The organism is Arthrobacter cavernae (assembly GCF_017368795.1).
GTDB classification, from domain to species: domain Bacteria; phylum Actinomycetota; class Actinomycetes; order Actinomycetales; family Micrococcaceae; genus Arthrobacter; species Arthrobacter cavernae.
The window spans coordinates 1-18,883 of record NZ_JAFNLL010000032.1 but is presented as its reverse complement, the minus strand read 5'-3'; the positions used below and the strand labels follow the sequence as shown (position 1 = coordinate 18,883).

The 18,883-nt window shown below is 62.9% G+C and carries 14 protein-coding genes and 1 pseudogene; 3 read left to right on the top strand and 12 right to left on the bottom strand.

Going from position 1 to position 18,883, the window contains the following annotated elements:
- Window positions 1–299 precede the first annotated feature (299 nt).
- From J1902_RS13410 to J1902_RS13375, 8 genes are all read right to left on the bottom strand, one after another.
- A complete protein-coding gene (locus J1902_RS13410; protein ID WP_242701994.1) occupies window positions 300–2,321 on the bottom strand; it encodes a BCCT family transporter in 2,022 nt (673 codons plus the stop codon).
- 669 nt (window positions 2,322–2,990) lie between these two features.
- Window positions 2,991–3,797 (bottom strand): IclR family transcriptional regulator, encoded by an 807-nt coding sequence (locus tag J1902_RS13405; protein ID WP_207616819.1) that lies wholly within the window; start codon window positions 3,795–3,797, stop codon window positions 2,991–2,993.
- Between the two features lie 127 nt (window positions 3,798–3,924).
- Window positions 3,925–4,803, bottom strand: coding sequence for a formate dehydrogenase accessory sulfurtransferase FdhD (fdhD, locus tag J1902_RS13400; RefSeq protein WP_207616818.1), 879 nt, complete (start codon window positions 4,801–4,803; stop codon window positions 3,925–3,927).
- Window positions 4,791–6,101, bottom strand: a complete 1,311-nt coding sequence (locus J1902_RS13395) for a molybdopterin molybdotransferase MoeA (protein WP_207616817.1) — start codon at window positions 6,099–6,101, stop codon at window positions 4,791–4,793. Before J1902_RS13395 ends, fdhD begins: the two co-directional genes overlap by 13 nt.
- A 108-nt stretch (window positions 6,102–6,209) precedes the next feature.
- The gene (fdhA, locus tag J1902_RS13390) at window positions 6,210–7,427 is read right to left on the bottom strand and encodes a formaldehyde dehydrogenase, glutathione-independent (protein ID WP_207616816.1); all 1,218 of its coding nucleotides are present in this window, start codon (window positions 7,425–7,427) and stop codon (window positions 6,210–6,212) included.
- Window positions 7,428–7,797: 370 nt separating this feature from the next.
- Window positions 7,798–8,397, bottom strand: a complete 600-nt coding sequence (gene folE, locus J1902_RS13385) for a GTP cyclohydrolase I FolE (RefSeq protein WP_207616815.1) — start codon at window positions 8,395–8,397, stop codon at window positions 7,798–7,800.
- Entirely contained in the window at window positions 8,390–10,723 is a 2,334-nt protein-coding gene (locus J1902_RS13380) for an FdhF/YdeP family oxidoreductase (RefSeq protein ID WP_207616814.1), read from the bottom strand. Before J1902_RS13380 ends, folE begins: the two co-directional genes overlap by 8 nt.
- A gap of 12 nt (window positions 10,724–10,735) precedes the next feature.
- Window positions 10,736–11,596, bottom strand: coding sequence for a methylenetetrahydrofolate reductase (locus tag J1902_RS13375; protein ID WP_207616813.1), 861 nt, complete (start codon window positions 11,594–11,596; stop codon window positions 10,736–10,738).
- A gap of 198 nt (window positions 11,597–11,794) precedes the next feature.
- Here J1902_RS13375 and J1902_RS13370 point away from each other — a divergent pair, with 198 nt between their 5' ends.
- Window positions 11,795–12,466, top strand: a complete 672-nt coding sequence (locus J1902_RS13370; protein WP_207616844.1) for a GntR family transcriptional regulator — start codon at window positions 11,795–11,797, stop codon at window positions 12,464–12,466.
- A gap of 81 nt (window positions 12,467–12,547) precedes the next feature.
- On the opposite strand, the gene J1902_RS13365 is transcribed toward J1902_RS13370, so the two are convergent.
- The 4 genes from J1902_RS13365 to purU all read right to left on the bottom strand — a co-directional run bounded on the left by J1902_RS13365 (window position 12,548) and on the right by purU (window position 17,618).
- The gene (locus J1902_RS13365) at window positions 12,548–13,423 is read right to left on the bottom strand and encodes a bifunctional 5,10-methylenetetrahydrofolate dehydrogenase/5,10-methenyltetrahydrofolate cyclohydrolase (protein WP_207616812.1); all 876 of its coding nucleotides are present in this window, start codon (window positions 13,421–13,423) and stop codon (window positions 12,548–12,550) included.
- Window positions 13,420–14,046 (bottom strand): cyclodeaminase/cyclohydrolase family protein, encoded by a 627-nt coding sequence (locus tag J1902_RS13360; RefSeq protein WP_207616811.1) that lies wholly within the window; start codon window positions 14,044–14,046, stop codon window positions 13,420–13,422. The genes J1902_RS13365 and J1902_RS13360 overlap by 4 nt, the downstream gene beginning before the upstream one ends.
- A 106-nt stretch (window positions 14,047–14,152) precedes the next feature.
- On the bottom strand, window positions 14,153–16,645 hold the full coding sequence (locus tag J1902_RS13355; protein ID WP_207616810.1) for a GcvT family protein: 2,493 nt from the start codon (window positions 16,643–16,645) through the stop codon (window positions 14,153–14,155).
- A gap of 58 nt (window positions 16,646–16,703) precedes the next feature.
- Window positions 16,704–17,618, bottom strand: coding sequence for a formyltetrahydrofolate deformylase (purU, locus tag J1902_RS13350; protein WP_207616809.1), 915 nt, complete (start codon window positions 17,616–17,618; stop codon window positions 16,704–16,706).
- A gap of 121 nt (window positions 17,619–17,739) precedes the next feature.
- Between purU and J1902_RS13345 the strand changes: the two genes are divergently transcribed.
- Window positions 17,740–18,420 carry a GntR family transcriptional regulator gene (locus tag J1902_RS13345; RefSeq protein WP_207616808.1) on the top strand — a complete coding sequence of 227 codons (681 nt, stop codon included), beginning with the start codon at window positions 17,740–17,742 and terminating at the stop codon, window positions 18,418–18,420.
- Window positions 18,421–18,650: 230 nt separating this feature from the next.
- Window positions 18,651–18,883 (top strand): annotated as a pseudogene (locus J1902_RS13340) (pyridoxal 5'-phosphate synthase lyase subunit PdxS); the annotation flags it as partial.

The window sequence follows — 18,883 nt, the reverse complement described above, 5'->3', positions numbered from 1 at the left end:
TTTGTTGTGCTGACGGATGCGTCAGAGCGTCCCGAGGTCGCTGTCTACGTATGAGCCAGGACGGTTCGCGGTCCCGTGCTGGCAATTGCAGCCGCCATCGACTAGCAGGCGGACTGTCACAGGAGCGGAGGCATCGAGCGTCAAGGTCAGTGCGTCACCGCCATCAGTGGAGACGCGGAGGATGCTTTCTCGTTCTGGGGATTGGGACATGGCAGGTAAATCCTTTGTTGATTCGTTGGGAAAGTTTGGGCGCCCCGGTGGCATGTGCCGAGGAAGGCGGGTGCCACCGGGGCGAGGTGTTACCTACGGTCCGTGTCCGGGTTCGTTTTACCGACAACCGGGATGCTCCCCGTGGAGGTCCCGCCGGAACAGTCGGAGTCCGGGCACTTTTCGGCGCAGTCGTGCTTGGTCACGAGGTCGAATTGAACGCCGCCGTGTTGTTCCACGCCGGTGCGGATCGCCCGCTCCACGACGGAAGTTGCAAGGCGTCGACGCAAGGAGAGTGGATCGCGGCGCAGGTCCTTGGCGATGGCGAAGCAGAGCAGCAGCATGACCACTATGAACGGTAGCGCTGCGACGATGGTGATTCTTTGGAGGCCGGCCAAGGCTTCCGAAGGTTCATCGCCGCCGGCCAGCAACATGACCGCCGCCACCGCGCCGGTGAGGCTGCCCCAGAAGACGACCACTCCGCGGCGGGGGTTCTCGGCTCCGTTGGAGCTAAGCGATCCCATGACAATGGAGGCCGCGTCGGCGCCAGTGATAAAGAAGATCGCCACCAGGACCATGGCCAGCACGATGACGGCTGTGATGAGCCAGGCAGGCATGTTCAGGTTCTTGACCAGGTCGAAGAGTGCTCCATCGAAGTAGACGGACGGTGTCCCGTTGACCATAGTGACCAGGCCGGGGGTGTTGGCCTTGTCGGCTTCCTGCTGCACGTGGAAGGCGGTTCCGCCGAAGATGCCGAACCAGATCACGCTGACGAGGCTGGGGACCAAAAGGACGCCGGTGACGAACTGCCGGATGGTCCGGCCGCGGCTAATGCGGGCAATGAACATGCCTACGAACGGCGTCCAGGAGATCCACCAGGCCCAGTAGAAGATGGTCCAGCTTGTCATCCAGCTTCGCAGGGCTGCGTCGCCGACGGCTTCGGTCCGGGAAGACATCTCGGCGAGGTCGCGGGCGTAGTCGCCGACCGCTGAAGGGATCAGGTTGAGGATGAAGAGGGTAGGTCCAGCGACAAAGACAATGAGGGCCAGGACGACAGCCAGGACCATGTTGATGTTGGAAAGCCACTGGATGCCGCGGCTGATGCCGGAGACGGCCGAAGCGACGAAGCAGAAAGTCAGGACGGCGACAATCACCACGAGGACCGGGGTGCCGATTTCGCCGAACCAGCCATTGGAGGTCATGCCGCTGCCGATTTGCAGGGCGCCTAGGCCCAAGGACGCGGCGGTGCCGAAGAGGGTGGCGAAGATGGCCAGGATGTTGATGAACTTCCCGAGCGGCCCTTCCACCATCCTGATGCCGAACAGCGAAGTGAACGCTGCCGAGACCAGCTGCCTGCGGCCCAGGCGGTACGTGCCATAGGCCATGGCGATGCCGACCACTGCGTACATGGCCCAAGGGTGCAGGGTCCAGTGGAAGATCGAGGTGGCCATGGCGGTCTGGATGGCGGCAGGCGTGCGGCCGTCCACGGTGCCCGGTGGTGGCGAGATGTAGTGGTAGAGCGGTTCGGCCACGCCGTAGAACATGAGGCCGATGCCCATGCCGGCGGCGAACATCATCGCTACCCAGGAGACGGTGCGGAATTCCGGCTTCTCGCCGTCCTTCCCCAGCGGGATGTTGCCGAACTTGCCAAGCGCCAGCCATAGGACGAAGACGACGAACAGGGAGGCGAGGACCATGAAGAGCCAGCCGGTGTATTCCATGACCCAGTTCAGGGCGCCCTTGGACGTCTCAGAGAGGCTGTCCCGGCCGACGAAGCCCCAGACCACGAAGGCGACGGCGATGGCGCCCGTGATTCCGAAGGTGACTTTGTCGAGCGTAAGTTTGCGGTTCCGGCGTGCCGACACGGCCTGCTCGGTCTTTGCGGAGCGCAGTTCTTCGAGGATCTGTTCGTATTCTTCAGCATCCGGGAGGAGTTCTGCACCTCCGTCCTCAGCGTCGAGGACTGCGGGGTTGGTTTCGTCAGGGGAGACGCTGATGACTTCTTCAGGAGTCTCCGTGCGGGCGGGTTTGCTTGCTGCAGGAGCATCCGCCAAACGATCGTCGGCAGGCAACTCCTCGGGCGTTAGGGGTTTTAGGTCACTGTCAATAGCCATGAGCGGGTCCTTTGCTCGGCGAGTCATGGGTTTGCGTTTATACATGGCCCTGGAGTCTGAATCCGGGAGGAAGGTTGGGGGGCTTCCTCCGATTCGATGACCATGATGTTGCGATGCACGTATCGTCGATCGTGAAATTCCTGCCTTCTTCCAGCATGGAAAACGGCGATCGGCGGAGCTGTATCGAGCCGTAGCGCCTCCCCGGGAGCGAGTGCATTGAGGGGGCAGGCCTTATGCATGTTGCACCTCATTCGGTTGGTGAGACGGGTTGGTTGGGCGCTGGGCTCTTGGGGCCTTGCGAACGTTCCGCATGAATCAACAACATTCGCGCTAAGCAACAGAGTGCGCCCCGTCACACTCAAAAGTCAAGGACTTTCCCATGCTTGCCGAAACCTTGACACTACGGGTGACATGGATCATCCATGTTGCATATGATGACGATCGTTGCGTAGAAAGCGTAATCGTCGAATGGATTCCGGGCGTCGGAACGACAGCGTTTCACGCCGGGATCAGGACCATCCATCTTGCAGACGGCCGGAATGTTACGTCTTCCGGCGTCATTATTGCAACGGTGCCCGTTGCCGCCAACTGCCCGCACCGAACATCGACTGGCTTGAACGCCCCGCCTCGAACCTCAGGAGGGCGCGGTCTGCGACACGAGGGGCGGGCCTACCGGTGTCTGTAGCCCATTCGGGCGCTGATGGTCAGCCCGGCCTCGCGGAGGGCGTCGATGAGCCCTGGCTGGTCCTCGGGTGAAAAGCGGAACGCCGGGCCGGAGATACTTACGGCGGCAATGACGCTTCCCGCGTGGTTGAAGATGGGCGCTGCGACGGCGGTGAGGCCGATTTCAAACTCCTCGTGGACTGTGGCGTACCCGTTGCGGGCCACGTCCAGCAACTGCTTTTCCAGTTCCCCGCGGTTTGTCACGGTGCGTGGCGTTCGCGCGGGTAGGCCCACTGCCTTGAAAACCTGGCTTCTTTCGTCGGCGGTCAGTGCAGCCAGAAGAACCTTGCCGCTGGATGTGGCATGCAGCGGCGTCAGGCTGCCCACCCAGTCGTAGGTGGCCAGCGTTGACGGTCCCATCGCCTGGTCCACATTGACCGCATAGTTTGACCTCAGCACGGCCAGGTTGACGGTTTCTTTGTATTCGGCTGCCAGCGCCTCCAGGACTTCCCGTGCCTCATGCACCACACTCAGCCTGCCGGGGATGGAAGATGCCAGGCGGAGGATCCCAAAGCCCAGCTGGTACTTGCCCCGTTCACTGTTTTGCCGGACCAGTTCACGGCCCACCAGGGAGCCGACCAGCCGGGACACAGTGGATTTATGGACGCCCATTTCCTCAGCGATCTCGCTCACTCCGGCATCGCCTTCCCGGGCCAGGATTTCCAGGATTTGGAGTGCGCGGTCTACTGACTGGACGCCTCCACCCTGGGCGTCTGCGTCCTTGTCGAAGCCCGGGTTGTTGCGTGCGGCCATGATGCCTCGTGTCGTTGTCCAGGCAGGCGGCCCTGGGCTGGTAGCCCTGTACTGCCTGCACCCTCGTCTTTTCTCATCCTAGACCGAGTTTTCCACGGACCCTTTCACATCATGGGGGCACGCGTCATTACGCGCTGATGGCAGCCTCGGGGACAGCCTTTCGCGAGCCGGTCAGCCGTTCTCTTCCAGAGTAGACATTCAAGCTATGTCCCCGGCTGAAGCCCACCAGCGTCAGCCCGGTCTCGGCAGCCAGATCAGCAGCCAGGCTTGAGGGTGCGCTGACCGCGGACAGAATGGGAATGCCAGCCAGGGCGGCCTTCTGGACGAGTTCGAACGACGCCCTGCCGGAAACCTGCAGGACCAGGCCAGTCAACGGCAGCAGGTCCTGGCGGAGAGCCCACCCCACCACTTTGTCTACGGCATTGTGGCGGCCCACGTCCTCGCGCAGGCACAGCAGTTCCGGGATGGAACCGTCTACCTTGAAGAGTCCTGCAGCGTGGACGCCGCCGGTCCTGTCGAAAACGGCCTGGGCTTCGCGGAGGCGCTCCGGCAGTTCGGCGAGGACATCGACGGGAACGCGTAGTCCGTCCAGGGATGGATCGAAGTGGATGGTCTTGCGCACAGCCTCAATGGAGTCCGTGCCGCAGATGCCACACGAGCTGGAAGTGTAGACGTGGCGCATGGTGTCCGGCATGGGCACATCCGGCCGTAGTTGTGCTTCCACCACGTTAAAGGTCTGCGTCCCGTCCTTTTCACCAGCACAGAACCGCAGGGAGATCAGGTCCGAGTGACTGCGGATGATGCCCTCGGACACCAGGAACCCGGCCACCAGATCAAAGTCATCCCCCGGCGTCCTCATGGTCACGGCGAAGGACGTGCCTCCAATCCTGATTTCCAAGGGTTCTTCGGCGGCCAGAACGTCCTCCTTGAACCGCACGGGATATTCGGTGCCCGTCCCGTCCAGTACGAAACGATGGATTTTCCTGCGCTGCGTCATGCGTGCCATCCGGAGTGCCTTCCTCTCTGGTTCGGGGAACTGATGGGCGCTGTCCACGGCAGCGGCAGGACGGGAACTGGCGCGCCGGCTGCTACGCCTTCAGGGGGAACAGCCATGTATCCGTCTGCCCAGGCCAGCCCACGCATCATCCCGGGACCGGTGTGGGAGGCAGGGAACGCGAGTTCGTGGACAAAGGTGCAGGGTACGAGCCGTGTTTTTCCTGGGGTGGGTTCGAGGTCGGCTCCGGAAATCACGTGCCCGCTCCCTTGGAAACAATGGTTTCCCAGGGCGGCCAATAGGGGTTCACCAAGGGTCATGAGTGCCATCATGGCGGCCAGCGGATTTCCCGGTAGGCCGATGATGAAACGGCCATCGGGAAGTTCCGCCAACACTGCAGGATGACCTGGCCGCATGGCAATCCCGTCCAGGAGGAGCCGCCCACCGAGCGCCGCAACGGCATCGCGGAAGTGGTCTGTCCCGGATTTCCCGGTTCCGCCGGTGGTAATCGTCACGTCGGGCCGCTGGCCCTCATGGGCGCCGGCCAGTGCTGTCAGCCACTCATCGTACGAATCGCCAATCCTGAGCCGGCCACCCGGCACCCCGCCCAATTGCGAAATGACCGCATCCAGCTGCGGGCCGAATGCGTCGCGGACCTGGCCCGGTGCAGGCTCACCTGAGGTCACTACCTCCGAGCCCGTCAGTACGACGGCGACCCTCGGCTTGCGCTGTATCTGAAGGTGATCGTGTCCAGCCACAGCGGCGAGGGCAATATGTGCAGGGTTGAGGAGCGTCCCGGCGGGTATGAGGACATCACCCGCGGTGGCTTCTTCGCCGGCTGGACGAATGTGCCGGCCGGGGAGTGTCTCGCCCGGCTTCGCGTCGTGCTTTAGCGAGAGGTGCACGTCCCCGGAGGCCTGTCCACTCTCCTTGCGGAGCACGGCAGTGGCACCGGAAGGGAGCAGCCCGCCGGTGGCGATAACGGAGGCTCCACCAGCTGAAAGGGGACGCCCCGACTCCGTGATGGTCCATGGACCGCCGCCGTTGATGGCCCAGCCGTCCATGGCCGACGACGCATAGTGGGGAAGGCCCTGGTGAGCGATGACTTCGCTGGTCAGCGTGCAGCCGATTGCTTCAGCGAGGGTGACTGTCGAGGACGGGAGCGGGGCGGCACAGTGGTAGGCCAGCTGCCGTGCTTCGGCCCAGGTGGGGGCATGCTTCCGCTGGAGGCTGTCCGTTAACTCCCTGGTGTCCGTCAACTCCGGCGTGCGGAAGAGGGGAGTGTTGGCGGCGACTTCTTGGGCAAGCATGGATGTCCGCTTCCTGAGGTAGTGCTTCTGGTGTGGCGCAGATACCGGGGACTGCACGGCCTTCCCGTAATTCTTGCCGCGCAGTCCCCGGTATCTGTTTGGTGCGTACTAAGCCTTCACGTAGCCGTTGGGGTTCAATACGAACTTTGTTGCCGCTCCGGCGTCGAATTCGGCGTAGCCGCGCGGCGCGTCCTCGAGCGGGATGGCCTTGGCGTTGACTGCCTTGGCGATCTGGACCTTGTCATGCAGGATGGCCATCATCAGTTGACGGTTGTACCTCATGACAGGGCACTGCCCGGTGGTAAACGACAACGACTTTGCCCAGCCGGTGCCCAGGGACAGCGAGAGGGAACCGTGCTTGGCTGCCTCGTCAATTCCACCCGGGTCGCCCGTGACGTACAGGCCGGGGATGCCAAGCGCGCCGCCAGCAGCGGTGATGTCCATGAGGGAGTTCAGCACGGTGGCAGGGGCTTCGTGTGAAGCGTCCTTTCCGTGGCCACGGGCCTCGAATCCCACGGCGTCCACGCCGCAATCCACTTCGGGTACACCCAGGATCTGTTCGATCTGGTCCTTTGGGTCTCCGTTGGAGACGTTCACGGTTTCGCAGCCGAACGACCGCGCCTGCGCCAGGCGGTCTTCGTTCATGTCGCCGACAATCACGACGGCGGCGCCAAGCAACTGCGCGCCGACGGCAGCAGCAAGGCCAACTGGTCCGGCACCGGCGACGTACACCGTGGATCCGACGCCCACACCGGCAGTAACTGCGCCGTGGAAGCCGGTGGGGAAGATATCGGAGAGCATGGTCAGGTCCATGATCTTTTCCAGGGCCTGGTCTCGGTCCGGGAAGCGCAGCAGGTTCCAGTCGGCGTAGGGGACCAGCACGTATTCGGCCTGGCCGCCTACCCAGCCGCCCATGTCCACGTAGCCGTAGGCGCTGCCGGGACGATCGGGGTTGACGTTGAGGCAGATGCCGGTCTTGCGTTCTTTGCAGTTCCGGCATCGACCGCAGGAGATGTTGAACGGAACCGAGACGATGTCGCCCACCTTGATGAATTCGACGTCGGGACCCACCTCCACCACTTCGCCGGTGATTTCGTGGCCGAGGACGAGGTCCTGGGGTGCTGTGGTACGGCCACGGACCATGTGCTGGTCTGAACCACAGATGTTGGTTGTCACGGTGCGGAGGATCGCACCGTGGGGCACCTTCCGGCCGACGTTTGCCGGATTTACGCCAGGCCCGTCCTTGAGTTCGAACGTCGGGTAGTCGGTATTGATGATTTCGACGACACCGGGTTCCTTGTAGGCGACGGCTCTGTTTTCTGACATGGACACTCCTTTGGGCATGTGGGTGGTGCAGGGTAATTGCAGGCTGTCCGTTGCCCGAGAGCGGTGCTTCGGTGAGGATACCTCCCCAGGTTTCAGGCCACCGAAGCACCATTCACGGGGAACGGGACAGCTTTTCTTCTAGAGCCGTGCTGCTGCTCCTGCGGATTCGCGGGCGGCGCTGAGTACGGCATCTGCGCGGGCTTGGGTGATGTCAGACATTGTTTCTCCCTTGATGGATGTCTTTGGCGAGGAGGTGGTCTGGGTGGGCTGATGTGCCCTGGGCGTCCGATCGGCGCTGATATTTTTACTTGGCAGGTAAAGATATATCAGTTACATTCTAGGGTGGCGCCGGTCACGTGTCCAGTGTTTTCTATCTGCCGAGTATCAAGCTCAGTGCCTCGGCGCGGGCCGCCGGCAACCGTAGTTCACCGCGGACTGCGGACGTGATGGTCTTTGCTCCCGGTTTGCGGATGCCGCGCATGGACATGCACAAATGCTCGCACTCGACCACCACGATTGCCCCCAAAGGCCGCAACGAGGTCACCAGTGCGTCCACTACCTGCGTGGTGAGCCTCTCTTGGACCTGCGGCCTTCGTGCAAAGACATCCACAAGCCTTGCGAGCTTGCTGAGTCCGGTGACGAGTCCCTCTGCGGAAGGGATGTACCCCACGTGGGCCACACCATGGAACGGCACCAAATGATGTTCGCAGGTTGAGTAGAACGGAATGTCCTTGACGATGACAAGCTCGCCATGACCAAGATCGAACGTCTTGTCCAGCGCGGAGAGCGGGTCCTCATGGAGGCCGCCGAACATTTCCTCGGCGGCCCGGGCCACCCGCGCTGGAGTCTCGGCCAGGCCGGGCCTATCAGGGTCTTCCCCGATCGCCAAGAGGTATTCCCGGACCGCCTGCTCAGCTCTTTGCCGGTCCACCCGGCGGGTGGGCGCTACCGCAGGCAGGGTCTCACTCATGGCCGTCCGCACGTTCCAGGCGGACAATGACCGATTTGGACGTTGGTGTACCGCTGGTATCGGCTACGGAATCCAATGGCACCAGCACGTTGGTTTCCGGGTAGTAGGCGGCCGCGCAGCCCTTGGGAGTGGAGTACGAGACGATGCGGAAGTTTTCGGCACGGCGCTCGGTCCCTTGGAACTCCGAGACGAGGTGCACCATTTCCCCGTCCGCGAAACCCAGCTCATGTATGTCATCCACGTTGATGAGCACCACGCGACGTCCGCCGTGGATGCCTCGGTAGCGATCGTCCTTGCCGTAGATGGTGGTGTTGTACTGGTCGTGGGACCGCAGCGTCTGGAGCACCAGTCGCCCGGCGGGGATCTTGATGTACTCCAACGCATTGCCCGTGAAGTGGGCCTTGCCGGAGGCGGTATCGAACTTCCTGGCGTCCCGGGGCGGGTGGGGAAGCACGAAACCGCCCGGGTTCTGGATCCGTTCCTCGAAGTTTTCGAAACCATCAAGCACTGCTTCGATGTGCTTCCTGATAAGGGTGTAATCGTCCCGCAGCGCAAGCCAATGGGTCCTGGGCGTTTTCGGAAGAGGTTGGCCGTCACTGTCCGTGAAGAGCTTGTGGGCCAGGTTGCACACGATCGCCACTTCAGAGTGGAGGTGCTCGCTGGCCGGCTTGAGGCGTCCGCGTGAGGCGTGGACCGCGCTCATGGAATCCTCTACCGTGACTCTCTGGTCGCCCTTGCGTTGTGTGTCCTTCTCGGTTCGTCCGAGCGTCGGAAGGATCAAGGCACGGCGCCCCGTGGACACGTGGGAATGGTTCAGCTTCGTGGAAATCTGCACAGTCAGCCGCGTGTTGGCCAGGGCCTGCTCCGTAACCTCGGAATCCGGGGCCGCGCGCACGAAGTTGCCGCCCATCCCTACGAAGACCCTCACCTTGCCATCCCGCATGGCACGAATGGCCGCCACGGTGTCGTAGCCGTGTTCACGAGGTGAAAGAAACTCGAACTCCTGGTCAAGCCGGTCATGGAACTTCTCGGGCATCTTCTCGAAGATTCCCATGGTCCGGTCTCCCTGGACATTCGAGTGGCCGCGGACGGGGCAGACTCCGGCGCCAGGCTTGCCGATGTTGCCCTGAAGCAGCAGGACGTTGACCACATCACGGAGCGTGGGTACCGAGTGTTTGTGCTGGGTCAGGCCCATGGCCCAGCAGACGATGGTGGCGCTCGAGGCCAGCAGGCGTTCGCCAGTGGACTTGATTTGCTCCAGCGTCAGTCCTGTGGCCTCGACGATGTCGTCCCACTCTGCCTTTTCGAGGTAGCGAAGGTAGTCGTCGATGCCCACGGTGTGGTCCTTGATGAACTCGTGGTCCAGGACGGTGGACAGGCCGGGGGTCTTCCTTCCCCGGGCCTCCGCCTCGAGAAGGTACTTGCCGAGCCCTTGGAAGAGGGCTTGATCGCCACCGGCCCGGATCTGCAGGAAATCGTCCGTCAACTGGGTGCCATGGAGCATGCCGGCGATGTTCTGCGGGTTCTCGAACCGCATGAGCCCGGCCTCGGGCAGCGGATTGACGGAGATGATGCACGCGCCGTTCTTTTTAGCCTTCTCCAAGGCGCTGAGCATGCGCGGGTGGTTGGTTCCCGGGTTCTGTCCGGCCACGAAAATCAGCGACGCCGTTTCCAGGTCCTCGAGGCTGACGGAGCCCTTGCCGATACCGATGGTTTCGACGAGGGCCGAGCCCGAGGACTCGTGGCACATGTTGGAGCAATCGGGAAGGTTGTTCGTACCAATGCCCCGCACCAGGAGTTGGTAAACGAAGGCCGCTTCATTCGAGGTACGGCCGGAGGTGTAGAACACGGCTTGGTCGGGGTTATCCATGCCGCGGATTTCCTGGGCTATCAGCTCGTAAGCCTCATCCCACTCGATCGGCGTGTAGTGCGTTGCGCCCTCATCCAAGAGCATCGGATGGGTCAGCCTGCCCTGTTGGCCCAGCCAGTAGTCGTCACGCGTCTTCAAGTCCGTGATGGAGTGTTGTGCGAAGAATTCAGGCGTCACGCGGCGACGCGTGGCTTCCTCCGCCACGGCTTTGGCGCCGTTTTCACAGAACTCCGCAGCATTACGCTTCTCGTGTTCAGGCCACGCACAGCCCATGCAGTCGAAGCCGTCTACCTGGTTGACCGCGAGCAGCGTTTGGATGCTCCGTACCGGACCCATCTGCTCCAGGGAGATCTTCAGTGCGTTGGCGACGGCCGGGATTCCCACGGCCTTGGTCTTGGGTTTGGTGAGAGTCAGCTTTGACTCATCAATGTTCTCGCGGGGGGCTTTTGAAGCCATGTGATCTTCCCTTCAGATCGTGGCGGGGTAGGCAGGATTGGCGGGCAGTGCGCGGGGTTTGCGTACGGGCAGGCTGCCCAGCATGCCCGGCAAGCGGTGGAGGTTGTTGAAGGTGTAGACATGGAAGCCCGCAAACAGCGGGTCATGGCCAATGCGTTCGTGGATTTCCCGGATGAGCCGGTTGCTGTCGTAGTGCAGGAAATCGCCTCGCCGCCATAGGGCCCTTGCCAGGCCTGTGCCTCTCGCCAACTTGAGGGAACGGCCAACGCCAAGGCGAGCACCCAAGGCGAGCAGCTTCTTGATGGAGACCGGTCCCGGGACCCCTACCCAGACAGGAAGCTCAACACCGCTGCTGCGGAGAGTCGCAAGGTAGTCGGAGATCGCGTCCGCGGAGAAGCACATTTGCGTGACCATGGACGAGGCCATTGCTGCCTTTGCGTCCAGGCTGCGGGTCAAATCGGCAGTACCGAGCACTGGATGGCCTTCCGGGTAGCCGGCAATGCCCACCGAGAATTCCGGTGAGAAAGCCTTGACGTCTTCCAAGAGCTGGCCGCTCCAGGAGTAGGAGCCCGCTGGAGTGCGGCGGTCGCCGGCTACGAGAAAGAGCTCAGAGATGCCGGCGTCCCGGAGCTGGCCCAGGAAGGAACGCAGCTCAGCCTGGCTCGCGATGCTGCGGGCGGCCAAGTGCGGAACCGTGTGATATCCGAGCTGGGCCAGCTCGATCGACGCCGCTACCGTCCTCGCAGGGCCGTGGTGTGGAAGGCACGTCACGCTCAGCGAACCCGGAGCCTTGTAAATAAGGGGGAGTTGGCTCAGCAGCTCGGCGGACGGGACAACCTCCAGTCGCACCGATGCAACAGGTTCCGTGCTCATTGCACTCCGTTCCTTGGCTGTTAAGAACTGCCCCATTTCGCCGGACGGCGTCTATCGGGAGGCTTCGGGTTGTTGACATTCTTATGCTGGCGTATTGATATATCAGTTCTAGGAATAGTATGAACACGGAGCGTGTGCGTCAAGGCTCTGTCGCACAGCGGAAGGGACCCGGAAGTGAAACGCAGCGGCGATGTAACGGTGCAAACCGGAGGCGGGGATCTGCCGGCCAGGGAGGCCGAGGAATCCTACGCCGACTATGCCTATCGTGTTCTGTGCGACGAACTGATCGTCCTGGATATCAAGCCCGGCGAGCCGCTGAACGACGACGTGATCTCCCGAAGACTCGGCGTTGGCAGGACGCCCATCCGGGAAGCCATGAAGCGACTCGAGAGCGACCACCTGGTGGTGGCTTACCCACGCCGTGGGACATTCGCCGCAGGGGTGGATATTACGGATCTGGCCGAGATCTCCGAGATCCGCCAGCTGCTTGAACCCGCAGCGTCGGCCCGTGCCGCAAGGATGGCATCGCCCAAGACCAGGCAGGAACTGAAGGAGTTCGCCCGCGAGGTGGACCAGCTCTTGGGGAGGCAGTTGGGGCAACGGGACCTGATGCGGCTGGACATGCGCGTGCACCGGACCATCTACCGGGCCACCGGTAGCCGGCACATGGAGGACGTCCTGATCCGCTACGACAACGTGGCAACCCGCATTTGGAGCCTGGTGCTGGAAAAGCTGCCGCCGGTATCCGAACACATCGCGCAGCACATCGAGTTGCTTGACTGCATCGCGGACGGGGACGCTGACACCGCCGCGCAACTGACCACCAAGCACGTCGCTGATTTCGAGCAACTGATCCGGTCTGTTCTCTAGCCGACTAACTAGGCAGCCCCAGAATGAGGATGCAGCCCCGAAATGAGCCGGTCCCGCGCGCGGGCCGGCTCATTTCTATGGTCAACCTGCGGTTGCCCGGACCAGGGAACGCGACTGATCCCGCGCGGCCTCTGCCGTGTGCAGCAGCAGCAACGCGGTAGTGACCGAGCCGACGCCGCCGGGAACCGGCGTCAGCGCGGCCGCCACGCCGGTGACACTGGCCTCGTCAACATCCCCCACAAGTGAACCGTCGGCAAGGACGTTCGTGCCGACGTCGATCACTACCGACTTCGGCGAGACGTGACTGCCGGTCAGCAGCCCGGTCCGCCCCGCGGCAACAACCACGACGTCGGCGGGCTGGGTATAAGTCTCAAGCGCACCTGACTTGGAATGGCAGATGGTGACGGCGGCGTCCTTTGCGAGGAGCAGCAGGGACAGCGGTTTGCCCACTACCGCTGAACGCCCGACGACGACGACGTTCCGTCCCGCGACTGGAACCTCGAAGTGGTCCAGCAACTCGATGACGGCCCGCGCGGTAGCCGGCGCGAAGGCGGGTTGACCCACGGCCAGCCGTCCGAGGCTGAGGGGGTTGGCGCCGTCGATGTCCTTTTCCGGGGCGATGTGACCCACCAGTTCATCGGCACTGACCCCGGCAGGCAGGGGAGTCTGAAGAATAATGCCGTTGACGGTCGGCTCGGCGCTCAGGTCCTTCAGGACACCGGCCAGCACTTGCTCGGTGGCATCGTGTCCCAGATCAAGGATCCGGCAGCCGATCCCCGCCCGCTCGGCAGCCCGCTCAATGGACCGGACGTACCAGTGCGTGGACTCATCGTCAGTTGCCACCACCACGGCGAGGGAAGGGCGCAGGCCCTCGTTCTCGAGGAGCCGGGCCTCGTCCTGGGCCCTCTGCTGAATAAGGCCGGCCAGCCGCTTTCCGGAAAGCACTGCGGTGTTCACGCGAGGATCCTTTCGCGTACGCGCCTTGCGAGGGAGTCCGCTGCCAGGACCACCTTTTCCTCGATCCCGTCGGTCTGCTCGGCCAAACGGGCGCGGGCGGCGACATCCTTCACAGCCACGACGTTGATATCGATATTGACCCGTGCGGTGGTGGCCGCAGCGCGGGCGGCATCGGCGGCTGCAGCGACGTCGCTGATCACGTTGACGTTTGCGACGTCAACGAGCTCAGTGGCGAGGTCCACCACTTCCCCTGCAAGCTTGATGAGCGTTGCAGGGGTTTGGGCGGCCTGGACCAAGGCATCCTGGATGGCTGCGCTGCGTGCGGCTTTGAGTTCGTCAGTCCCGGACGGGAGCTTGTAGGAATCGATGACGCCCTGGAAAGCGTGCTCGTCGGCGTCCGCGAGGCGCAATGCCTCGACGATCAGGTGGTCGGCGGCGTTGACGATCCTGCCGACGAGTTCAGCGTGCTGCGCATACTTTTCACCGGTGGTGTACCTGGCCACCATGGCAACCAGGGCGGCACCCTGGGCCGCGTGAAGCGCGGCGGCGGCTCCGCCGCCTGGAGTGGGCTGACGTGAAGCGAGCCTGGAGAGGTAGTCGTTGATTGTTTCTGAACTGATCATGGGTCTTCCTGGGCGGGCTGAAGAAGAAGGAGGTAAGGCAGCGGCCCGGACTCGGTTGCGAGGAGATGAGTCCGGGCCGCTGGCCATTTAGGGGTCCGGCAGGCCGTTAGCCGCGGAGCCTGCTCATGGTGGGGTCGTACAGCGGGTCAGCGGTCACCGTCGCCTGGATGCGGCGTCCGAAGTACTCGATCTCCACCGAATCACCCAGCGAGACTGCAGCCGGGAGGTACGCGTAGGCGATTGGCTTGTTCACGGTGTAGCCGTAGGCGGCGCTGGTGACGTATCCGACTGCCTGGTCCTTGTAGAACACCGGTTCCTTGCCCAGCACGAGGCTACGGCCGTCGTCGACCGTCAAGCAGCGCAGGCGACGGGCGGAGCCTTCCTCCGTGCGTCCTTCCAAGGCGGCCTTTCCGATGAAGTTTTCCTTGGTCATCTTCACGGCGAACGCAAGGCCTGCTTCGAAGGGGTCGTGCTCGGTGGTCATGTCCGTGCCCCAGGAGCGGTAGCCCTTCTCGAGCCGGAGCGAGCTGAAGGCGGCGCGGCCTGCTGCGATGACGCCGAACGGCTGGCCGGCCTTCCACAGGGCGTCCCAAAGGCGCTGTCCGTTGTCTGCGCTCGTGTAGAGCTCCCAGCCGAGTTCGCCCACGTAGGACAGCCGCATCGCGGTGACAGTGACTCCGCCGATGGTGACCTTCTTGGCGCGGAAGTAGCGCAGGCCCTCGTTGGAGAAGTCGTCGCTGCTGACCGTGCTGATGAGGTCGCGGGCGAGCGGACCCCACAGTCCGATGCAGCAGGTGCCGCCGGTGGTGTCGCGGACCTGGACCCAGTCGCTGGCGCTTCCGTTCTCGGTCTGGTGGCGGGCTGCGCGTTCGAAGTAGGCGGTGTCGATGTTGCCGTTGGCGCCCAGCTGGAAGGTGTCTTCGCTCAGGCGTGCCACGGTGATGTCGCTTCGGATGCCGCCGGCGTGGTCCAGGAGCAGGGTGTAGGTGACGGCGCCGGGCTTCTTGTCCAGGTCTCCGGTGGTCAGCTCCTGCAGCAACTTCAGCGCGCCGGGGCCGGACACCTCAAGGCGCTTCAGCGGCGTCATGTCGTACATGGCAACTGCCGTGCGGGTCTTCCAAGCCTCAGCTGCGGCTATGGGCGAGCTGAACATTCCGGACCACGCGTCACGGGCCGGCGGCTGCCAGTCGTCCGGCATCTCCTTGAGGAGTTCAGCGTTGGCTTCGAACCAGTAGGGGCGTTCCCATCCGGCGCCCTCCAGGAAGTAGCCGCCCAACTGCTTGTGACGGGCGTGAAAGGGGCTGACGCGAAGATTGCGGGGAGAGAGCTTGGGCTGGAGCGGGTGCAGCACATCATAAATTTCCACGAAGTTCTGCTGGGACGTCTCGCTGACGTATTCGGGCGTCAGCTGGACCTCTTCGAAACGGTGGATATCGCAGTCACCAAGATCGATCTGTGACTTGCCGGTGGTCAGCAGTTCGGCAACGGCGCGGGCAATGCCGGCGGAGTGGGTCACCCACACGGCCTCAGCCACATAGAAGCCGTCCACTTCCTTGGATTCGCCCACCAGGGAGCCGCCGTCCGGGGTGAAGGAGAAGATGCCGTTGAAGCCATCCTCGATTTCGCTTTCGCGGAGGGCCGGCAGCAGTTGCTTGGTGGCTTCCCACGCAGGAAGGAAGTCCTCCAGGGTGAAGTCCAGGCGGGAGGGCATGTTGTGTTCGCTGATGCTGCTGGGCTCGTATCTGCCCAGCTCGTCAAGATCCACGGGCATAGGGCGGTGCGCGTAGGAACCAATGCCGTAGCGCTCGCCGTGCTCGCGGTAGTAGAGGTCTTGGTCCTGGTGGCGCAGGATGGGCAGGGAAGCGCCGTTGGGCAGCTCGTTCTTGCCCTGTTGTGCCGGGACGGGAGTGGTCTTGACGTACTGGTGCGCCAGCGGGAGGAGCGGGACGGACATCCCGATCATCTCGCCGATCTTGGCGCCCCAGAAGCCGGCGCAGGAAACCACGATGTCCGCGGGGATGACGCCTTCAGCGGTCTCGACACCCGTGACGCGACGGTTCGACTGTTCGATTCCGGTCACCTCGGTGTTGCCGATGTACTTCACGCCCGCGGCTTCCGTGCGCTTGATGAGCAGCTGGACTGCACGGGCAGCCAGAGCCAGGCCATCGCTGGGCACGTGGAGGCCTCCGAGGATGTCTTCCTCATTGATGAGCGGGTATAGCTCCTTGCATTCCTCGCGGGAAAGGATCTTGCCGTCGATGCCCCACGATGCCGCGTACCCGAGCTTGCGCTTCAAGTCAGCCAGGCGGGTCTCTGTGGTGGCCACTTCCAAGCCACCCACCTGGTTGAAGCAGCTCTGGCCATCCTCCGTCAGGGACAGCAGTTTCTCCACCGTGTATTTGGCGAAGAGTGCCATGGACTTTGAGGGGTTGGTCTGGAAGACCAGGCCCGGTGCGTGGGACGTGGAGCCCCCGGGCATGTTCAACGGTCCCTGGTCCAGGACGGTGATGTTGTTCCAACCGCGGGTGACCAGTTCGTCGGCGAGGTTGGTGCCGACAATCCCAGCGCCGATGATGACAATGCGAGGCGTCGATGTCATGAAAGTTTCTCCTGCTGAAGTTAATAGAGGTGAGTCTGCGGGTGTTCTGTTGCGCGGTTTAACGGAAAACCACGGTGCTGGTCTGGTCCAGCAGTACGCGGTGTTCGCAGTGCCACCTGACAGCCCGGGACAATGCCAGGGCTTCGGCATCCTGGCCCACTGTTGAGAGCGTGGTGGGACCGTAGCTGTGATCGACGCGGATGACTTCCTGCTCGATGATCGGCCCCTCGTCCAGGTCCGCGGTCACGTAGTGCGCGGTGGCACCCACGAGCTTCACGCCGCGGTCATAGGCCTGGTGGTAGGGGCGTGCACCCTTGAAGCCGGGAAGGAACGAGTGGTGGATATTGATGGCGCGTCCTTCGAGGGCACGGCACAGGTCGTCGGAGAGGACCTGCATGTACCGTGCGAGCACTACGAGGTCCACGTTGTACTCCTCCACCAGGTCCAACAGCCGCTGCTCAGCGTCTGCCTTCGTATCCGGGGTGACGGGAATGTAGACGAACGGGAGGCCTGCGGCCTCAGCCATGGCCCGGTGGGTTTCATGGTTGGAGGCAACCACTACGAGGTCACCACCCAGGCTTCCGCCCCGCCAGCGGAAAATGAGATCGTTCAGGCAGTGCCCGAACTTGGACACCATGACCAATACCCGCTTCTTGGTCTGGTCATGGAAGCTGAACTTCATGTCGAAGCGTTCAGCAATGGAACTGAACTCTTCCTCAAGCCGCTCCGGTGAGTAGGACAGCGGGCCAGAGAAAGCAGTCCGCAGATGCAGCGTCTGGCGCAGTCCGTCGTCGAACTGTTGGTGCTCTTCGATGTTGAAACCACGTTCAAACAGGAACGTGGTCACTGCCTGCACGATCCCGGCCCGTTCGACGCACGACAATGTGAGTACGAATTTCTGTGCCTGCTCGTCATTGAGCGCTGCTGGCTGCGGCAGGGTGCTTGTTGGTGAGTCTGTCGCCACGAGGGTCATGTCTCCTCCTTTAGATATATTCCTGGGTCACGTACTGATATATTAGGATTGGGAATCAGCGTATACTGGTCTCAAGGAGAGGTCAATAGGTTTTTCGGGAACTGCGGAAAGGGTCGGCACTGTGGCATTTGGATCTCTGGCAATCGAGGACGACACCAGCAGGAAATCCTTGGCCGACGTCGCGTATGAACGCCTGCGCGACCGACTGTTGATGCTGGACATCAAACCCGGCGACCTCCTCAACGATGACCAACTGGCCAAGGACCTCGGCATTGGGCGCACGCCCGTGCGGGAGGCGTTGAAGCGGCTGGAACTCGACCGCCTGGTTGTCACCTATCCAAGGCGGGGAACCTTTGCCACCCGTGTTGAGGTTACGGATCTTGCCTACATTTCCGAGATTCGTGTCCAGCTGGAGCCCCTCGCAGCCGCGCGGGCCGCACGGGTGGCCACGGAAACGACCCGGGAACACCTGCGCGACGTCATGCGCGCGGTGGAGGCGTTCGATGTCGGCGCTGCCTCAGTGGTGGAAACCCTACGACTGGATGCCAGTGTCCATCAGGGAATCTATGCGGCTGCTGCGAATCCACACCTGGAGGACGTGCTGATTCGCTACGACAATCTGGCCACGCGTATCTGGTGCATGGTGCTGGACCGGCTGCCGGATCTTGAGCATCATGTGCGCGAGCATCTGGACCTTCTGCGGGCGGTCATCGATGGGGATGAAGAAGAAGCTGCTGAACTTGCCCGCGTCCATGTCAGCGGCTTCGAGCGCGCCGTCCGTCAGGCACTCTTCGCAGCCTAAGGGCCGCTTTCGCGCAGGGGGTGGTTGACTGCGCGCCGGGCTGATTGCATACTGGGCTTCTCACTAATATATCGCCCGGATATCAGGTGGCCGTGGCATCTGGCCCAGCATTCGATCCGGGCGCTTGTGATGCAATCTCAGCCCTTCAGCCCTCGGAGTATCACGTGACTACAAGACCCCTCCTTTTCGAACACATTCCGCTCACGGGCAGCAGCCGCGTCAAGCGTGGCATGGCGGAGATGTTGAAGGGCGGCGTCATCATGGACGTCGTCAACGTCGAGCAGGCCCGCATCGCCGAAGATGCCGGTGCCGTCGCGGTCATGGCGCTCGAGCGCGTCCCGGCCGACATCCGCGCCCAGGGTGGCGTGTCCCGCATGAGCGACCCGGACATGATCGATGCGATCATCGCCGCCGTGTCCATTCCGGTCATGGCCAAGGCCCGCATCGGCCACTTCGTCGAGGC